Origin of the sequence: Lachnoanaerobaculum sp. OBRC5-5 (genome assembly GCF_000296385.1) — a bacterium.
In the GTDB taxonomy this organism is placed as follows: Bacteria; Bacillota; Clostridia; order Lachnospirales; family Lachnospiraceae; genus Lachnoanaerobaculum.
In genome coordinates, this window is the sequence record NZ_JH815185.1 from 1,023,864 (window position 1) to 1,041,870 (window position 18,007).

At 37.1% G+C, this 18,007-nt stretch carries 16 protein-coding genes and 1 pseudogene; 2 read left to right on the forward strand and 15 right to left on the reverse strand.

Annotation, left to right across the window (positions count from 1 at the left end; all coding sequences use genetic code 11):
* Positions 1-31: 31 nt before the first annotated feature.
* The 7 genes from HMPREF1135_RS04750 to HMPREF1135_RS04780 all read right to left on the reverse strand — a co-directional run bounded on the left by HMPREF1135_RS04750 (position 32) and on the right by HMPREF1135_RS04780 (position 6,480).
* A complete protein-coding gene (locus HMPREF1135_RS04750) occupies positions 32-1,447 on the reverse strand; it encodes an oxaloacetate decarboxylase subunit alpha (protein ID WP_007592576.1) in 1,416 nt (471 codons plus the stop codon).
* 9 nt (positions 1,448-1,456) lie between these two features.
* Positions 1,457-2,608: a sodium ion-translocating decarboxylase subunit beta gene (locus tag HMPREF1135_RS04755; protein ID WP_007592578.1), complete on the reverse strand. Its 1,152-nt coding sequence runs from the start codon at positions 2,606-2,608 to the stop codon at positions 1,457-1,459.
* Between the two features lie 18 nt (positions 2,609-2,626).
* Positions 2,627-2,989 carry a biotin/lipoyl-containing protein gene (locus HMPREF1135_RS04760; RefSeq protein ID WP_007592581.1) on the reverse strand — a complete coding sequence of 121 codons (363 nt, stop codon included), beginning with the start codon at positions 2,987-2,989 and terminating at the stop codon, positions 2,627-2,629.
* 11 nt (positions 2,990-3,000) lie between these two features.
* Complete coding sequence (locus HMPREF1135_RS04765) at positions 3,001-3,729, reverse strand: OadG family protein (RefSeq protein WP_007592582.1); 729 nt, start codon at positions 3,727-3,729, stop codon at positions 3,001-3,003.
* Between the two features lie 9 nt (positions 3,730-3,738).
* Positions 3,739-5,190, reverse strand: coding sequence for an acyl-CoA carboxylase subunit beta (locus tag HMPREF1135_RS04770; protein ID WP_007592583.1), 1,452 nt, complete (start codon positions 5,188-5,190; stop codon positions 3,739-3,741).
* A gap of 293 nt (positions 5,191-5,483) precedes the next feature.
* Positions 5,484-5,783 (reverse strand): hypothetical protein, encoded by a 300-nt coding sequence (locus tag HMPREF1135_RS04775; RefSeq protein ID WP_034211971.1) that lies wholly within the window; start codon positions 5,781-5,783, stop codon positions 5,484-5,486.
* Between the two features lie 76 nt (positions 5,784-5,859).
* The gene (locus HMPREF1135_RS04780) at positions 5,860-6,480 is read right to left on the reverse strand and encodes a hypothetical protein (RefSeq protein ID WP_007592587.1); all 621 of its coding nucleotides are present in this window, start codon (positions 6,478-6,480) and stop codon (positions 5,860-5,862) included.
* Between the two features lie 148 nt (positions 6,481-6,628).
* On the opposite strand from HMPREF1135_RS04780, the gene HMPREF1135_RS04785 reads away from it, so the two are divergent.
* Positions 6,629-7,954, forward strand: a complete 1,326-nt coding sequence (locus HMPREF1135_RS04785; protein WP_007592589.1) for an IS1380 family transposase — start codon at positions 6,629-6,631, stop codon at positions 7,952-7,954.
* Between the two features lie 196 nt (positions 7,955-8,150).
* Here HMPREF1135_RS04785 and HMPREF1135_RS04790 read toward each other — a convergent pair whose 3' ends face one another.
* Positions 8,151-8,465 (reverse strand): hypothetical protein, encoded by a 315-nt coding sequence (locus HMPREF1135_RS04790; protein WP_007592591.1) that lies wholly within the window; start codon positions 8,463-8,465, stop codon positions 8,151-8,153.
* 163 nt (positions 8,466-8,628) lie between these two features.
* On the opposite strand from HMPREF1135_RS04790, the pseudogene HMPREF1135_RS04795 reads away from it, so the two are divergent.
* Positions 8,629-9,896 (forward strand): annotated as a pseudogene (locus HMPREF1135_RS04795) (ISNCY family transposase).
* 873 nt (positions 9,897-10,769) lie between these two features.
* Here the strand turns inward: HMPREF1135_RS04795 and HMPREF1135_RS04805 are convergent.
* The 7 genes from HMPREF1135_RS04805 to HMPREF1135_RS04835 are packed head-to-tail and all read right to left on the reverse strand — an operon-like array spanning position 10,770 to position 17,995.
* The gene (locus HMPREF1135_RS04805) at positions 10,770-11,591 is read right to left on the reverse strand and encodes a purine-nucleoside phosphorylase (RefSeq protein WP_007592596.1); all 822 of its coding nucleotides are present in this window, start codon (positions 11,589-11,591) and stop codon (positions 10,770-10,772) included.
* Between the two features lie 10 nt (positions 11,592-11,601).
* A complete protein-coding gene (locus HMPREF1135_RS04810; protein ID WP_007592599.1) occupies positions 11,602-12,789 on the reverse strand; it encodes a phosphopentomutase in 1,188 nt (395 codons plus the stop codon).
* 47 nt (positions 12,790-12,836) lie between these two features.
* Positions 12,837-13,808: an adenosine deaminase gene (gene add / locus HMPREF1135_RS04815; protein ID WP_007592602.1), complete on the reverse strand. Its 972-nt coding sequence runs from the start codon at positions 13,806-13,808 to the stop codon at positions 12,837-12,839.
* A gap of 10 nt (positions 13,809-13,818) precedes the next feature.
* Positions 13,819-14,475, reverse strand: coding sequence for a deoxyribose-phosphate aldolase (gene deoC / locus HMPREF1135_RS04820; RefSeq protein ID WP_007592604.1), 657 nt, complete (start codon positions 14,473-14,475; stop codon positions 13,819-13,821).
* Between the two features lie 7 nt (positions 14,476-14,482).
* Positions 14,483-15,418, reverse strand: a complete 936-nt coding sequence (locus HMPREF1135_RS04825) for an ABC transporter permease (RefSeq protein ID WP_007592607.1) — start codon at positions 15,416-15,418, stop codon at positions 14,483-14,485.
* Positions 15,418-16,485, reverse strand: coding sequence for an ABC transporter permease (locus HMPREF1135_RS04830; protein ID WP_007592609.1), 1,068 nt, complete (start codon positions 16,483-16,485; stop codon positions 15,418-15,420). Before HMPREF1135_RS04830 ends, HMPREF1135_RS04825 begins: the two co-directional genes overlap by 1 nt.
* Positions 16,478-17,995: an ABC transporter ATP-binding protein gene (locus HMPREF1135_RS04835; protein ID WP_007592610.1), complete on the reverse strand. Its 1,518-nt coding sequence runs from the start codon at positions 17,993-17,995 to the stop codon at positions 16,478-16,480. The genes HMPREF1135_RS04830 and HMPREF1135_RS04835 overlap by 8 nt, the downstream gene beginning before the upstream one ends.
* Positions 17,996-18,007: the final 12 nt, after the last annotated feature.

The window sequence follows — 18,007 nt, forward strand, 5'->3', positions numbered from 1 at the left end:
AAGTAAGGGATTTTGTGAATATACCTTTTATTTATACCGGATATGCTCCTGCATCCTTGTCTGCCTTAGTCATATCCACTTTTGTCTTTTGTGCTGCTCTGTATTCAAAGAACTCTTCTGCAACCTTTGGGAAAAGTGCGTATGTAAGCACATCCTCATCCTGCTCTTTCCACTTTGCAACCTGCTTCTCAAACTCAGGAAGCTGTGGTGGAATAAGATCTGCCGGTCTGCATGTTATAGGCTTCTCATCACCTATTATCTTCTTTTGTACTTCCTCATTGAAAGGTTTGATAGTCTGTCCGAATTCACCAAGCATTATCTTCTTTGATTCCTTCGGAACCAGCTTATATCTTTCACCTGAGAGTACATTCATAACAGCCTGTGTTCCTACAATCTGTGATGAAGGTGTAACAAGTGGCGGCTCACCGAAGTCTTTTCTTACTCTTGGAATCTCCTCCAAAACTTCTCTGTACTTATCTTCCTTACCCGCCTCTTTAAGCTGATTGATAAGGTTTGAAAGCATTCCTCCCGGAACCTGATATTTCAAAGTATTTATATTTACTCCAAGTACCTTCGGATTTAGGAGTCCGCTCTTTATAAATCCTTCTCTTATCGGTCTGAAATAGTCTGCAATCTCGGATAAAAGATTTATATCAAGACCTGTATCATAAGGTGTTCCCTTAAATGTCTCAACCATAACCTCTGTAGCAGGCTGTGAAGTACCAAGTGCAAAAGGTGAAATTGCAGTATCAATAATATTACAACCCGACTCTACAGCTTTTAAAAGTGACATTGATGCAAGACCTGCAGTATAGTGAGTATGAAGCTCTATAGGTAAGTTTGTAGATTCCTTAAGGCTTCCGATAAGTTCCTCTGCCGCATATGGTGTCAAAAGTCCTGCCATATCCTTAACGCAGAGAGAATCTGCACCCATATCCTCAATTCTCTTTGCGATATCTTTCCAATACTCAAGTGTGTATGCATCACCCAAAGTATAGCAAAGAGCTATTTGAACTTCAGCATTCTTCTCTTTATTTGCCGCATCAACAGCTGTCTTTAAATTTCTGATATCATTTAATGCATCAAAGATACGAATGATATCAATACCGTTTGCAACCGACTTTTGAACAAAGTACTCTACAACATCATCCGCATAATGATTGTATCCCAGGATATTCTGTCCTCTAAAGAGCATCTGAAGCTTGGTATTCTTGAATCCGTCTTTAAACTTGCGAAGTCTCTCCCAAGGATCTTCATGTAAGAATCTGAGTGAAGCGTCAAATGTAGCACCACCCCAACATTCTACAGCTCTGTAGCCTACTTTATCCATTTTATCTATTATAGGAAGCATCTGTTCTGTAGTCATTCTTGTAGCAACCAAAGACTGATGTGCATCACGGAGCACGGTCTCAACTATCTGAACAGGTTTTTTTTGAATTTCTGCCATAATCCCTCCTTATACTATTCCGAATATTGCCATAAAGGTTCCTGCCGCTACAGCCGTACCGATAACACCTGCCACATTAGGTCCCATAGCATGCATCAAAAGGAAGTTTGTAGGATCATACTCCGCACCTACCTTTTGTGAAACTCTGGCTGCCATAGGTACTGCAGAAACACCTGCAGAACCGATAAGCGGATTTACCTTACCGCCGGTAACCTTACACATTATCTTACCGAATACTACACCTGCCCAGGTACCGAAAGCAAAAGCTATAAGTCCGAGAGCTACAATCTTTAAGGTTGTAACTTTAAGGAATGCCTCCGCACTTGTTGTAGCACCTACGCTGGTTCCAAGTAAGATAACAACGATATACATCATTGCATTTGCTGCTGTCTCTGTAAGCTGCTTTACAACTCCACTCTCTTTAAAGAGGTTTCCAAGCATCAGCATACCTACCAAAGGTGCTGTAGTAGGAAGTATAAGACATACCACCACTGTAACTATTATTGGGAAAAGAATCTTCTCAAGCTGTGATACAGGACGAAGCTGCTCCATCTTGATTCTCTTCTCCTCATCAGTTGTAAAGAATTTCATAATAGGCGGCTGTATGATAGGTACCAAAGCCATATATGAATATGCCGCTACAGCTATAGGTCCCAGATATTCAGTCTGTCCAAGCTTTCCTGCAAGGAAGATAGAAGTAGGTCCGTCAGCTCCACCTATAATAGATATAGCTGCTGCCGCTTTATCATTGAATCCCATAAAGATTGCTATAAAATAAGCCGCATAAATTCCAAACTGTGCAGCCGCACCGAGTAAGAATGATTTCGGATTTGCAATAAGCGGACCGAAGTCAGTCTGTGCACCTACACCCATGAATATGAGTGACGGCAATATACTCCATTCATCCAATACATAGAAATAGTGAAGCAAACCTCCAACACCGTTTGCCGAATTCTCAGGTCTAAGCATTATATCCGGATAGATATTTACAAGTAACATACCGAAAGCAATAGGAACCAGCAAAAGAGGCTCAAATCCTTTTTTGATTGCCAAATATAGAAATATAAAGGCAACAAAAATCATTATCAAATTGCCGAAGGTAAGATTCATGAATGCGGTCTGAGCAATCAAATTGGATAATGTATTTAATATATAATCCATTTTTTCTCCCTCCGGATATTAGTTGATTGTTACAAGAGTTTGATTGGTTTCAACACTGTCTCCAACATTTACATTTATGCTTGCAATTGTACCGTCTTCAAGTGCAACGATATCATTTTCCATCTTCATAGCTTCAAGTACAGCTACCACTTCACCTTTTTTAACTGCCTGATTAGGACTTACCTTGATACCGAGGATCTTTCCGCTCATAGGTGCAACAACCTTTACTCTGCCTTCGCTTCCGCTTGTTGCAGGTGCAGCCTTTGCTACAGGTGCAACCGGTGCGGCTGCTACAGGTGTAACAGGAGCACTTGCTCCTCCTCTTTCCTCAACAGAAACTTCATATGATTTGCCATTTACTGTAATAGTATAATTCTTCATTTTTCCCTCCACTATCTTTTAACTCTCTTTATTGAACGAACAATAAGGTTTGATGCATCTGTATTGCTAAACTCCGCTATAGCCGCCGTTATAACCGCTACAAGCTCCAAATCATCCTCAAGATTTTCAGGCTCGTTTACAGCAGCCGCCTCGATTACAGGTTCTTCCTTAGTCTTTGCTTTTAATTTATTTTCAAATACATTTATATACTTAAACAAGCTTATAAGGAATGATATAAAAATCAATATAATAAATACCGTTCCCATACCTAGAACTGTATTAAGTGCGGCCTTTTCCATATTTTCAAGAACACTGTACTTAGGTGTGATAGAAAATACCGCTACCTGATTTGTTTTGCTGTCAAAACCGAGTGTCATCTCGGATTTTCTGTTTTCACCGGAATAATTTACCTTAACAACATAATTGCCTTCTGAAGCTGAGACTTTTGTATCATCAATACCTACAAGATCTCCGACAAGTTCTTTTGTTGATTTAAAGTTTTTTACACCTTCGGCAAATGCCGTCTGACCGTTTTGCTCTACACTGTCAATTACCTGGTCAAGCTCCGCATCATTCATTTTATACAGCTGATTCAATAAACTTTCAGCCTGTACCGGAAGCTGATTTGAAATATCCTCAGGTATTGAACTCTCAGAGTCGGCCTTTTTACCGCATGCACTAAGTGCCAGCATGGCAATCATAAACAGACTTAAGATTAAATACTTTATTCTCTTTTTCATGATCCACCTCTAAATTGATCCATGTTTCTTATATGGACGATCTTCTTTCTTTGTAAAAAGCATTTCAAAGGCTGCCAACAATCTCTTTCTTGTATCTGCTACCGTAATAATATCATCTACATATCCTCTTCTTGCAGCATATACGGCTGAATTTTGTAAGTTCTCATACTCTCTTGTTTTCTTGTCAAGAGTTGCCTTTATATCTTCACTTGAATCAATTTCTTTTGAATATATTATCTTTACAGCCTCACTTGCATTCATCATACCCATTTTCGCATTTTCCCATGCAAAAACTATATCGGCACCTATTGATTTTGAATTCATTGAAAGTGAAGCGCTTCCGTAAGCATCACCTACTATAAGGCTGACCTTAGGAACTGTTGCATTTGCATATGCATATGTAAGCTTTGCACCTGCCTTAGGCATTCTCTTCTCGCTGCATTTTGTAGCTCTGTATCCTTTTACATCTACAAGTGTAAGTACCGGAATATTGAAGGCGTCACAGAATTCAACAAAACCTGCCGCCTTATCACTTCCCTGATGAGAAAGTACATTTTCAAACTCATCTGCAATCTCGCCGTTCTCATCATAAAGTGCTCTTCTGTTTGCTACTACACCTACAGTATTACCGTTTAATCTGATAAAACCTGTAAACATCTCTCTTGCAAAATTTTTCTTTACTTCAAGCACATATCCGCTGTCTGAAATAATATTCAGTGCAAGTGCGGGATCGCTTATTCTACCTTCAAGTTCAGGTGTAAGTCTGTTTAAATCATCTGTGCACTCGATATATGACATATCATCTTCATTATTTGCAGGAAGAACTGAAATAAGCTCTCTGATTCCTGAAATGATTTCAGACTCGGTTCCTATAAAATCAACCAAACCTGTGGATTCCGATTGGAACTTGGCACTTGAAAAATCATTCTTATCCTGTGAATTCCCGTTTATAGCATTTGGTGAATTTACAAAGACCTTTGCCTTATCCTTCTCCATAAATACAAAATCACTGAGTCCGTTGCTGATAGCCATTCCGCCGCCGCTTAGACCGAACACAGCCTGTATCTGTGGAATAACTCCACTTGCTTTTGTCTGTGCTAAATATATTTTTCCAAAGGCATCCAATGCATCAAAAGACTCTTCCAGTCTCAGACCTGCACAATCAACAAGCCCTACTACCGGTGCTCCCATCTTCATTGCCATATCATATAGTGCAACAATCTTCTTTGCATGCATTTCTCCTATTGAGCCGCCAAGCACTGAAGGATCCTGACTATACACATATACCAGACTGTCATTAATCGTACCGTAACCTGTCAATACACCATCCTTTGGAGTATCCTTATCAGATAGATTGAAATCTGTGTTCCTTGAACTTATATATGAGCCAATTTCCACAAAACTTCCGGTATCGAGCAAATCTTCAATTCGTTTCATAGCAGAAACTCCTATTTGAGCCATATACAAACCTCCGTTTTAATTAATAAGTTGTTGTGATCTAAATAGATTTTGATCACCGTGATATTATATTTTAATAAAAAATATAGCATCACCGATATTGTTAAATACAAAACAATCTTAAGCTATTTTATAATGAAATCAACAAAAAAACAAGGGCAAAAGCAGTGAAATAATATTCATTTCTGTCAATTTTTTTTACTGTTGTATAAAACCACAACAGGTAAGCATATAATAAAACTCACAGAAAAAAATTTAATTTTATTTCTGTGAGTTTGTATTTAAAGCAACAATTATCAAGACTTTAGATACTGCTTAAAGTTTTCTTCACTCATATCCGCCCTTTTCGCAGCTTCCGATACACTTAATATGCCATCCTTTACCAAAGAAATAAGCACACTTATCACACCTTCTTTTCTACCTCTTGCTTCCACTTTATCCAGTACCTCACACATTGTTACACTCTCCTTTCTACTAAGCTCGTTTATCGTTTCTTCAAATCTGTCATCTTTTGTCATTGCAGACATTAACATCAAAAGCTCATCTACATGTTTGATTACCGTCTCGCACGCAACATAATCATTACTTACACGCATCTGATACAAATAATCAGCAAGTATCCAAAAATCACTCCTAAACTTATCTATTGTAGTTTGAGTACAAAATGTATTATCAAGGAAATAGAAAATTAAAAGTTTTTTTAAGTTCTGTCTCGAAAAGAGAATAGTCATTATATTCAATAACAAGTTTAGATATTTCTTTTCTAAAATCACCTTTATTTTTATTATCATGAGAAGAAACGTATTTTTCGGATAGAATACTAAACAAATTTTTTCCATTAACAAAGTATTCTTTATCATCCTTAACTGGTTTTTTTCTCTTTTCATCATCAGCTTTTTTAGAAGCTATATTTTGTAAATACTCTGTTCTAAACCAATTTACTTCTGATTCAAGTTCAAATAGACAATCTCTAATTTGTCTCATTAAATCGAAGTTTTCTTTATCGAAAAGTTGAACCTTTAAGTACTTTTCAAGGCTTTCAATAGGGAGAAATAGTATATTATCACTTGGTATCGAATACCATAAAGTACTCTCTTTCTTTTTTTCTGTTACAATATTTTTAACATCGCCATCAATAATGCTAATAATACGGGCATTTTCAGAAAGAACCTTATCAATCATAAGGTTTCGATGTAAATCTAATGTGTTTTCATATCCACCAACAGGTAGAATCTGTATGCGTTTGTTTTGATTAAGTTTAAGCTTGTTAATAAATAAACCTAGATTATTCATGTCAACGCCATGAAAGTGGCTGAAAGCCCCATTATTACTATGTTTTTACTAAATATTATCATTCACTTATCAAGTGAATGAAAAAAGAGCGTCCATTTGTGGTAAAATTAAGGTGCTAAAACTCAAAAATCACACAAAGGAGCCCTCTATGAGTATTGTAAACACCTTATCACTTGAAAGCAATAGAAAAATTAAAATTAATTTCGATGGAGGCGATTTATCCTCCGATGCAGGCTTACTTTTTATAAAAGAATTCGTAAGTAAACTTGGCATTGATAAACTTTTCAGTCAATCATTTAAAACCAATGATTCTGCATTATTCCGTTATCATACTGATAAAGAAAACCTTCTTCAGATGATATATATGATCATTGCAGGCTATTTTGAAGATGACACTTCAGATGAACTTACAAATGATCCTGTGTTTAAAGCAGTACTTAATAAAGGAACTTTAGCATCACAACCGACTATTTCAAAATTTCATAATCGAATGGATGAGGATTCTCTGAATCAGTTCCTTTCAATAAATCAAATTCTTCGAAAGAAAGTTTATAGCATTCAGATGCCTGAAGCTATCATTTTAGATTTAGATTCAACACTTCTTAATGCCTACGGCAAGCAGGAAGGCATAGCATTTAACTTTCACTATCAAAGTAACGGTTACCATCCGCTTGTTTGCTACGATGGAATTACCGGAGATTTAATTAAAATTCAGCTCCGGGATGGAACTCAGTATTCAAGTACAGGGGTTGTGGACTTTCTTCAGCCTATACTTGATGAATATCTTGAAGACTTTCCGGAAATTAAACTTCTCCTTCGCGGAGATAGTGGCTTTGCAACACCGAGTTTATATAAACAGTGTGAAGAAAACGGTACCGGCTATGTAATTCGTTTGAAAGAAAATGCTGTACTTCGTGATAAGGCATCATATCTTGTAGATGAACTTGATGAAATTACAAAAAACAACAAAGTAGATTATGCTGTAGCTTATGGTGAATTCATGTATCAGGCAGGTCCTTGGCCTTATGAAAGACGTGTTGTCTGTAAAGTTGAAAAACCTGAAAACCAAATGACATATATGTATACATTTGTTGTTACAAACATGGAGTCATCCCCTGAATATCTAATCAAGTTCTATTGTAAAAGAGGCTTGATGGAAAACTTCATAAAGGAAAGTAAAATAGGTTTTGACTTTGCCTCTGTCAGCAGTCATACAAGGATTGTAAATGCCAACAGGCTCCAAATACATGCACTTGCTTATAATATATTTAATTGGTTTAGACGATTGGCATTATCTGCAAATATGAGAAACCAACGTATTGATACTGTCCGTCTAAAACTGCTTAAGATTGCTGCAAAAGTAATTCGTTCAGCAAGGTATATAACATTCAAGCTGTGTAGCAGTTGCCCATATAAGTATGAGTTCTATGAGACCCTATCCAATATCAGCAATCTATGTATACAGCTTGAATAACAACTAATAATGAACCTTGACAGCTTGATAACTACTTGTAAACCATACTTAGGGGAAGTCTGCCCATTTTTAGGTGTATTAAGTCAGTTACAGCGTCATGAATTAAATTTGAAGATTTATAGCACAGTACTTAATTTAAATATTGTGTCGTGAATAATTCAGGCTTACTTTTAAAAAATTTATTTTTTCTACTTACTCAGCGAACTGAACAACCGTATATTAAAGACAACAGTACTGTAATCAATATACGAATTATAATATGAGACAATTGTAAATTTCCAACTATATAACCGGTAAAAATTACCAATGGAATCATTAACACTAAGGAAAGATATACAAGCCATGGTAGATTCTTGACTGTAGCCGAAATCAAAAAAATAGCTCCGATAAAATATAGCAAGTGAATGCTTTGAAAACCTATCTCTTTCATTTCCGCAATCACTGCAATAAGAGTCAGAATTGCATACAATGCGATAAATGCTCTAGAAAAAATATTAAGTGCAATTTTCAATTTTCTTCCTCCTTTTGAATAAAATTATAATAGGCGTTTGCGAAACGCCCAAAGCCGTATAAATACTACACTTTTTTGCTTCTGAATATAAAAATCTCCTCTCGGTTTGTGATATAATGGATTTGCAAAAAACATATGCCACATCCCTAAAGGAGACAATACTATGATATCACAAAAACAACTCTCTTTGGCAGATATTTTTGAAGATTGTAAAGATATTTTTGAATCTGACAAACCTCAGTTTCTTACTCTGCTCAAAAATCACATTGACCTTGATGAAATTATTCCGGACATCTGAGAGAATTCTGCGGCTTTACCAAAGTTCCTGATGCCTCTAAAATAACTCGTTTTAAACAGGATTTTTTATCGGACTTACAAGCTGTTTTTGATAAGCTTGTTGATATAACTGAACCGATATGTAGGGATATTGATAACAACCTTGCTTCTATGCTTTTGTTTGACACTTCAGGTATTGAAGCTTATGTAACCGAAAATAATCCTAAGTACGCCAACCGCATTATCAGGCAGCTCAAATCCTATGCAAAATCTATGAATTTTGATAGTTCTTATGACCCTTATAAGGCTGTATATGCCTCTATGCCTACATCAGCTTCATCAAATCATGAGGTTAAACAGCAGTACATTAACGGGCATTTCTGCTATGCTTACAAGTTCGGTATTATTACCAATGGACTTGGAATTGTTCGCTCCATTGATTTTTACAACAAGAATTATCTTGCTTCTCATCCTGACATTGTAGTTGAAAAGAAAGCAAAGTCTCCGGATAAACACAAATCTCTTGCTGATCCCAAAGCTTTACTTCCTACCTTAAAAGACTTTAAAACAAGGCATCCGGGTATTAAACCATCTATATTCCTTGGTGATGCAGCCTTTGATACCATTGAGATTTACAAATCACTTTTTGAAGATTTCAATTTCAAAAAAGCATTTATTCCTTTAAAAGTTAATCTTTCAATGGATAATGTTAAATATACATTCAATGAAAATGGTATTCCTTGTTGCCCTCATGATCCTTCACTTCCAATGAAACGGGAAGGAAGTAAATCCCATTTAAAGAACAAGCTTCCTACAATGAAGTTTGTATGTCCAAAAATGAAATTGGAATACAATCGACAAGACAAGTCCAAAAGACGTGTCTGTCACTGTGAAAGTCCCTGTACAACTTCTTCCTGTGGTAGAATGATTTATGTTTATCCTGAAAAGAATCTCAGAGCTTATCCCGGAGTAGAACGAGGTTCTAAAGAATGGGATGAAACATGTTTCTGCATTGCCAAACGGAAAACAACAAATGAAAAAACACTGCATTCCGATTTACTGTTAGCCGGTATATCACAGTTATTAACTGTAGTTGTTGCTGATAAAATCAACCAACGACAACATATCAGAAGTTTAAAATCTTTAATTGCTTAGGACTCATCAACTTTATATAAGCACTACACTTATTAAAGTGCGCCCAAATCTTGCAGTTGTCAACTTTTCAGCTTAAAATTTGTGCTTTGCACAAATTTATCCTTGTATACAATAATGATTGCGAACGAGCTCAGCGAGTTTCGCAATTACATATTACTTGATTTTTATCCATTGAATTGACGGTTCAAATTTTTCGCAATTATTGCAGGTAACAGACCAATTCAATTTTCACTCAAAATATTTTTTCTTCCTTTTGCCACTCGTTAAAATGATATGCATATTTACACATGAAACCATTGATAGGACTATAGTTAAATACTAAAGCAACAGGAGGAAATATACCACCATAGTTATTGTCATTATACATACCATAGATATTGCGATTATCATTACTGTCAAAGCATTTATATAATTTAAACATATAGAGAGTCACCTGTGGATTCTTCCATCCAAAATAAATTGAACATAAAGCGTTTGACCTTTCTCAAATGTTCATAACTGTATATATTTATATAATTACAACTTAAATCTTTTAACATTAATACTACGGCGTTCTTTTTTGTGATACTTTGCAGCTCTCATATTGAGCAATACGAACAGCATCACTCTTTTATGAGAATCCTATTTCAACACCTAAGCCTTTTTTAGTGTCATTCCTCTAAATTTTCATACAATCTAATAATATCACAAAACTTAAAACTAATCAAATAAACTTAATAAAAGTATTGACAATAAACTTAATAAAAGTATTAACAATAATAAAATACTATTATTTTATGTATAAATACATTATATAGATTTTATATTTATGCATAATCTATCATTTTATTTAATACACTCCCACTAAAAAAGGGAGGCTCGTAGCCTCCTTTTTTACATATTCTTTATTATACTTTTTACCAGTCCCTCAAAAATATGAGATACTTTATTTGCAGCTTCTGAAACCTCTTCATGGCTGAGAGGTTGATCCAAGATACCTGCCGCCATATTTGTAAAGCATGAAATACCGCAGATTTCTATGCCCATATGATTTGCAGCGACAGCCTCTATCGCAGTGGACATACCTACGGCATCGGCGCCAAGTAATCTGGCGAGTTTTACCTCGGCAGGTGTCTCATAAGCAGGACCGCTAAATTGCATATATACGCCTTCTCTTAATGTAACTCCCACTTCCTTTGCCGACTTTCTCACCACATCCTGAAGTCTCTTTGAATAAACATTACTCATATCGGGAAATCTTGTGCCGAATTCACCTATGTTTTCTCCAATAAGCGGTGAAGGTACTATAGTTGATATATGATCTGTAATCATCATCAAATCACCCGGCTTATATGAAGTATTTACAGCGCCTGCAGCGTTTGTAAGAATTAACTTCTTTGCTCCGAGCATAATCATAAGTCTTGTAGGAAGTACAACATCTGTTACAGGATAGCCCTCATAGTAGTGAACTCTTCCCTTCATAATAACCGTCTTTACACCCTCAACCGTACCGAAAAGGAATCTTCCGTCATGGCCTGCTACGGTTGATACAGGGAATCCCTCAATACTTGAATATGGAATCTCACATTCAACTTCCATATGCTTTGCAAACTCACCAAGTCCTGATCCCAGTACTAAAGCAACTTCAGGTGTAAAATCTGTAACAGTTCTGATATAATCATAGCTCTTTTTTACTTTTTCAAAAACCGGATTCATATAACCTCCATTATAGCTTATCTAAAATACTGTAGCCAATCGTGTTTTCAGGCATCTTCAGTCCGAAATTGTCCACTATACTTGCACCGATTACCGCAAATGTATCGGTTGTATCAAGTAATTTTCCGCCGTCAAATTTCTTTGAATATGACATAAAGAATACAGCTTCTCTTGTATGATCTGTTCCCATATGTGTAGGATCGTTTCCATGATCTGCAGTGAGTATTAAAAGATCGTCGTCATTCATCTTCTCTATAAACTCACCAAGCTTAATATCAAACTTTTCAATCTCTTTGGCATATCCTATAGGGTCTCTTCTATGTCCCCAAAGAGCGTCAAAGTCAACAAGATTTGTAAAGCAAAGCCCTGTAAAATCTTCCGACAACATATCAATTGTCTGTTCCATACCATGCACACTTGAATCCGAGTGATATGCCTTTGTAATTCCTTCTCCGACAAATATATCATTTATCTTTCCGATGGAAATAACATCAAGTCCGGCATCCTTTAATACATTAAGTGCGGTTTGTCCGAAAGGCTTTAAGGCATAGTCATGTCTGTTTGAAGTTCTCTTAAACTCACCTTTTTTCTTACCTACATAAGGTCTTGCAATAACTCTTCCGACCTTCCATTCATCCTTCATTGTAAGCTCTCTTGCGATCTCACAGCATCTGTATAAGTTTTGAAGGTCGAATGTCTCTTCATTTCCACAGATTTGAAGTACCGAATCGGCAGATGTATATACAATCATTGCTCCGGTATTTATCTCTTCTTCCGCAAGTTCTTCAAGTATCTCCGTACCTGAAGCGGACTTGTTACCTATTACTCTCTTACCGCATCTTTTTTCAAGCTCTTCTATAAGCTCCTTAGGAAAACCTGTATCAGTAAATGTTTGGAAAGGCTTTTCAATTCTAAGTCCCATCATTTCCCAATGGCCTGTCATTGTATCTTTGCCGTTACTCATCTCTTCCATTCTGCAAAATCTTCCAAAAGGTTTTTCCACTCCCGGCTCTCCCTCTACAGGATGAAGATTGTACATTCCCAATTTTTTCAAATTTGGAATATCAAGCTTTCCATAGCTTTTTACTATATGCCCGAAAGTATCTGTATTTGTATCACCGAATCTTTCGGCATCAGGCATCGCACCGATTCCCAAAGAATCCAGTACAACAACAAAAACTCTTTTATATTTTCTCATAAATAAAACCTTCCGATCAGCCTATATGTTACAAAGTAAATATATGCTTAATTCAGTTCTCTAAGCAATGCATCTTTAATATTATCACTTGCAAATGATACTTCTATTGCATTTTTTATTCCCTGAATAATATCACAATCTGATATCATATCTCTTTCCTGTAAGAATAATATCTCATTTGTTATACTTGTGTTGCTGACCAATCTGTTATCCGTATTGACAGTAGCAAGTATGCCCCTCTTTATATAATCGGCATATGGATGAGTTTCATTTTTTCCTACCGCCTTTGTCTGATAATTGCTTATAGGACACATTTCTATACCTATGCGTCTGTCTTTAGCAAGTTTCAAAAGCCTTTCATCGTTTCTCATAGCAATACCGTGTCCGATTCTCTTTGCACCGTATTCTATAGCGCCTTCTATATTGTACTTAGGTCCTGCCTCACCTGCATGAATAGTAAAGTTCATACCCAAATCTGTTGCATATTTAAACAGATCTTTAAACTCTCCTATAGGATGATTTGCTTCATCTCCTGCCAAATCAAGTCCTGCCACACCAAAACCGTAATATTCTCTTGCAACTTTAAACATTGCCTTGCTCTCTTCAATATCATGATGTGTCATTGCACAGCATATGGCATTGCCATGAATATTAAAAAGCTTGCTTCCTTCATTAATTCCTGCTATTACAGCTTCTATCACATCCCCTGTCTTCATACTGTCTGAAACCGACAAAAGAGGGGCAAATCTTATTTCAATATATCTCACACTCTCTTTTGATGCCGACTTCATTACATCAACAGTAGCAGCCTTGATATTTGATGCTGTGTTCATGGCCTTTAGCGGAATATCAAATTTTTCAAGATATTCCACCAGACTGTTACAATCCATACTGACTGAAAGCTCTTCCATGGTAAAAGTTCTTCCCAAAGCATTCTCTAAAAATGTCTTTGATAATGAACCGTCCAAATGACAATGCAAATCAAGTTTAGGTAATTTTATAATATCTTCTTTGTTCATATCTTAACCGTTATACATCATAAAAGGCTGATTCCACTATCTTAATAGTAGCGCTTGTTCCAAGTCTGCTTGCACCCGCTTCAACCAATGCATTTGCAAACTCTTTATCATGTATTCCGCCGCTTGCCTTTACTCCCATGTCCTTGCCGACAGTTTCTCTCATAAGTTTAACATCTTCCACTTTTGCACCGGCGGTTGAAAATCCTGTAGAGGTCTTTACAAAGTCGGCATTTGCCTCTTTTGAAAGCTCACATGCTTTAACCTTTTCTTCATCCGTCAAAAGGCAGGCCTCGATAATTACTTTTAAAAGAGCGTTTCCACAAGCTTCTTTTACAGCCTTTATATCTTCCAAAACAACATCATAATCTTTATCTTTTAATGCACCGATATTTATAACCATATCTACCTCATCGGCACCATCCATTACCGCAATCTTTGCTTCAAGTGCCTTGGCTCTTGTAGACATAGCTCCTAAAGGAAAGCCTACAACGGTACATATTTTAACGTCGCTTCCGTGAAGAAGTTCGGCAACATAAGGAACATAGTATGAATTTACACATACGGAGCAAAAGCTGTAAGCCATTGCCTCTTCACATACCTTTTTTACATCTTCCTTTGTTGCATCTGCCTTTAAAATTGTGTGATCGAATAATTTTGTTGCTAACATAATCCCCCTATCTGGCCTTTAAGAAAGGCTTACCATTTGCAGCCGGTACTCTTGTACTTCCTACTACAAACACAAGTGCAAGAATTGTTACTACATATGGAATCATTGAAACTAAATTCGGTGAAACAGCATTACCTGCTCCAAGCAGTGCCTTTATACCGTTACAAAGTCCGAAAAGTAAACATGCCTTAAATGCTCCCTGCGGTTTAAACTTACCGAAGATTACAGCCGCAATCGCAATAAATCCCTGTCCAACTATTACTGCAGGTCTGAACTGACTTACAGTTGCAAGTGTAACGAATGCTCCTCCAAGTCCTGCAAGAAATCCTGAAAGTATAACACAGATATATCTTGTCAGATATACATTAACTCCAAGAGTCGCACAAGCCTGTGGATGCTCACCTACAGCTCTAAGATGCATTCCGAACTTTGTTTTATAGAATACAAACCACACTACCAAAACTAAAAGAAAACTTAAATACGCCACTGAATAAGTGGAAAAAACATTATAGCCGAATGAACCCGACTTAAACACACCTTCAAACATCTTCGGGAGCTTTGCAGCCGTGTCAAGTGCAGGTGAATCTGATGAATTGTCGAATATAGCCTTACATAAAAACACTGCAAGTCCCGGCCCTATAAAGTTTATCGCAGTACCTGATATAGTCTGATCCGCTCCAAACTGTATACACGCAATTGCATGTATAACTCCCAGAAGTGCACCGCTAAGTCCGCCTACAAAAAATCCCAACCATCCGTTGCCGCTAAAATATGCCACACATGCACCAATGAAGGCACCGATTGTCATCATCCCTTCTATACCGATGTTTACCACACCGCTTCTCTCAGAAAAGCATGATCCGAGCGCCGCCAAAAGAAGAGGTGGTGTTGCTATCAATATTGCATTTATAAGAAGACCTAAATTCCTTATTAAAACGTCCATTATACCGCTCCCTTCTTTCCATGATTTAAGAATATATTTTTAAACAGGCTTGATATTGCTATAAACAGGATAATAATACCCATTATAATATCTACAACCTCTGCAGGAGCATTTACCAAAGACAGCTTTCCGCCGCCGTATTTCATTGCACCGTAGAATATTCCGGCAAAAATACATGCAATAGGATTTGATGAAGCGATAAGCGCTACTGTAATACCTTGGAATCCGTATCCTTCCTGACCTGAGAACTGTGAAATTCTTCCGCTCATACCCATAAGCTGTACGGCACCTCCGATACCTGCCAATGCACCTGAAAATGCCATTGCCGTAAGGAATGATTTTCCTGTATCAATACCCGCATACTGTGCGGCCGTATTACTGAAACCTACAGCTCTGAGTTTAAATCCGAGAGTTGTTCTGTTTATAATAAACCATACAATTACAGCAAATATTATTGCCAGTATAAAGCCGTAGTTTGCAGCTGATGCACCTGTAGCGGCTATAATTGATTTAGGAGCCAAAATTCTTGCTGTAGCCGCAATATCCTTTGTTGCCTCACCGCCACCGTCTTTATGGATAATACTTAGATTTACAACAAAGTTTGATAAATAGAAAGCTATCCAGTTAAACATGATATAGGACAAAACTTCATTTACACCTTTTTTGATCTTCAAAACTCCAACTATTGCACCCCAGATACCTCCTGCAAGTGCCGCTCCCAAAAAGCAAAGTGGAACATGAATAATTGCCGGAGCCTTTATGAGTATACCTAAAACACAGGCTGTGAGTGAGCCTACTACAAACTGGCCCTCCGCACCTATATTAAAAACACCTGTTTTAAATGAAAATGCAACACTGAGTCCTGTAAATATAATCGGCGCCGCATAAATCAAACACCAGACCATAAATTTAGGCTTACCGAAAATACCATTAAAGAGCTGCTTATACGCATCCAAAGGATTGATTTTTGCAATGCTTAAAAGTATAGCACCTACAACAAAGCCTATGACTATTGATATAAGAGTGTAAAAAGCATTGCTTGAAAGTATACTGTTTTTCTTACTCATCCTTTTTTCCTCCTGCCATCAAAAGTCCAAGCTCCTTCTCATCGGCATCTTCCCCAAGAACCTCACCTGTTATCTGTCCGTCAAAAATTACCTCTATTCTGTCTGAAAGATTCATAATCTCATCAAGCTCAAAAGATACGAGCAATACGGCCTTATCTTTATTTCTTTGTTCAACCAGATATTTGTGAACGAACTCTATAGCGCCTACATCCAGACCTCTTGTAGGGTTTACCGCAATCAAAAGATCGGAGTCGTTTGTCACCTCTCTCGCGATTATAACCTTTTGCTGATTACCACCTGATAATGTTTTTGCGGCTTTTTTCGCGCTGTCATTCGGTCTGATATCAAACTTTTCTATAAGCTTTTTTGCATGAGCTTCTATATTTTTATCATTTAATATTCCGCTCTTTGAAAAAGGCTCTTTTTCAAAGTTTTGCAAAATAAGGTTTTCAGCAACTGTGAAATCCAATACAAGACCATGTTTTTGTCTGTCTTCAGGTATACTTGTAATACCCATATCAAAGCTCTGTCTCGGTGTAACATTAAAAGCGTTTTTCCCAAGTATGGTTACGCTTCCCGACTCGGCTTTTTTAAGCCCTGTAAGTATCTCTACAAGTTCGGACTGTCCGTTTCCGTCAACACCTGCAATACCTACTATCTCGCCTCTTCTTACATTAAGGCTTAAAGACTTAAGTATATCAACCTTTCTGTAGTCCTTGGCACAAAGATCTTTAACTTCAAGAACCACTTCTCCCGGCTCTCTCTTTTCTTTTTCAACTGTAAATGAAACATCTCTTCCTACCATCATGGCTGCAAGTTCACTTTCACTTGTGACTTTTACATCCACAGTGTCAATATATTTTCCATGTCTGATAATAGTACAGGAATCCGCACATGCCTTTATCTCTTTTAACTTATGTGTGATAAGAATTACAGATTTGCCGTCTTTTGTCAGACTCTTTATGATATCCATAAGCTCAACTATCTCCTGCGGAGTAAGCGAAGCTGTAGGCTCGTCAAGTATCAAAGTATTTGCACCTCTGTACAAAACCTTTATTATCTCCACTCTTTGCTGCATACCTACGGAAATGTCCTCTATCTTTGCATCGGGATCTACCGATAATCCGTATTTCTTTGACAGTTCTACAATCTTTTCTCTGGACTTTTTTAAATCCAAAACAACGCCCTTGGTATCTTCCATTCCCAGTGCAATATTTTCGGTAACTGTAAACGGAGGTATCAGCATGAAATGCTGATGCACCATACCTATTCCCAAATCAATTGCCCTTTGCGGAGTACCTATAGCGGTTTCTTTTCCGTCAATGAATATTTTTCCTGATGTAGGATGGTATAAACCGTATAAAATATTCATAAGTGTAGATTTTCCGGCACCGTTCTCACCCAAAATCGCGTGAACTTCCCCTTTTTTTACAGTGAGATTGATACCGTCATTTGCAACAAAGTCACCAAATTTCTTGACTATGTCCTGCATCTTGACAGCTACGTCCATTTTCCCTCCTTA

Bases quoted from the DNA above. Each gene is read 5' to 3' on its own strand.
- HMPREF1135_RS04750 (WP_007592576.1), bottom strand. From the start codon at position 1,447: ATGGCAGAAATTCAAAAAAAACCTGTTCAGATAGTTGAGACCGTGCTC.
- HMPREF1135_RS04755 (WP_007592578.1), bottom strand. From the start codon at position 2,608: ATGGATTATATATTAAATACATTATCCAATTTGATTGCTCAGACCGCA.
- HMPREF1135_RS04760 (WP_007592581.1), bottom strand. From the start codon at position 2,989: ATGAAGAATTATACTATTACAGTAAATGGCAAATCATATGAAGTTTCT.
- HMPREF1135_RS04765 (WP_007592582.1), bottom strand. From the start codon at position 3,729: ATGAAAAAGAGAATAAAGTATTTAATCTTAAGTCTGTTTATGATTGCC.
- HMPREF1135_RS04770 (WP_007592583.1), bottom strand. From the start codon at position 5,190: ATGGCTCAAATAGGAGTTTCTGCTATGAAACGAATTGAAGATTTGCTC.
- HMPREF1135_RS04775 (WP_034211971.1), bottom strand. From the start codon at position 5,783: ATGCGTGTAAGTAATGATTATGTTGCGTGCGAGACGGTAATCAAACAT.
- HMPREF1135_RS04780 (WP_007592587.1), bottom strand. From the start codon at position 6,480: ATGAATAATCTAGGTTTATTTATTAACAAGCTTAAACTTAATCAAAAC.
- HMPREF1135_RS04785 (WP_007592589.1), top strand. From the start codon at position 6,629: ATGAGTATTGTAAACACCTTATCACTTGAAAGCAATAGAAAAATTAAA.
- HMPREF1135_RS04805 (WP_007592596.1), bottom strand. From the start codon at position 11,591: ATGAATCCGGTTTTTGAAAAAGTAAAAAAGAGCTATGATTATATCAGA.
- HMPREF1135_RS04810 (WP_007592599.1), bottom strand. From the start codon at position 12,789: ATGAGAAAATATAAAAGAGTTTTTGTTGTTGTACTGGATTCTTTGGGA.
- add (WP_007592602.1), bottom strand. From the start codon at position 13,808: ATGAACAAAGAAGATATTATAAAATTACCTAAACTTGATTTGCATTGT.
- deoC (WP_007592604.1), bottom strand. From the start codon at position 14,475: ATGTTAGCAACAAAATTATTCGATCACACAATTTTAAAGGCAGATGCA.
- HMPREF1135_RS04825 (WP_007592607.1), bottom strand. From the start codon at position 15,418: ATGGACGTTTTAATAAGGAATTTAGGTCTTCTTATAAATGCAATATTG.
- HMPREF1135_RS04830 (WP_007592609.1), bottom strand. From the start codon at position 16,485: ATGAGTAAGAAAAACAGTATACTTTCAAGCAATGCTTTTTACACTCTT.
- HMPREF1135_RS04835 (WP_007592610.1), bottom strand. From the start codon at position 17,995: ATGGACGTAGCTGTCAAGATGCAGGACATAGTCAAGAAATTTGGTGAC.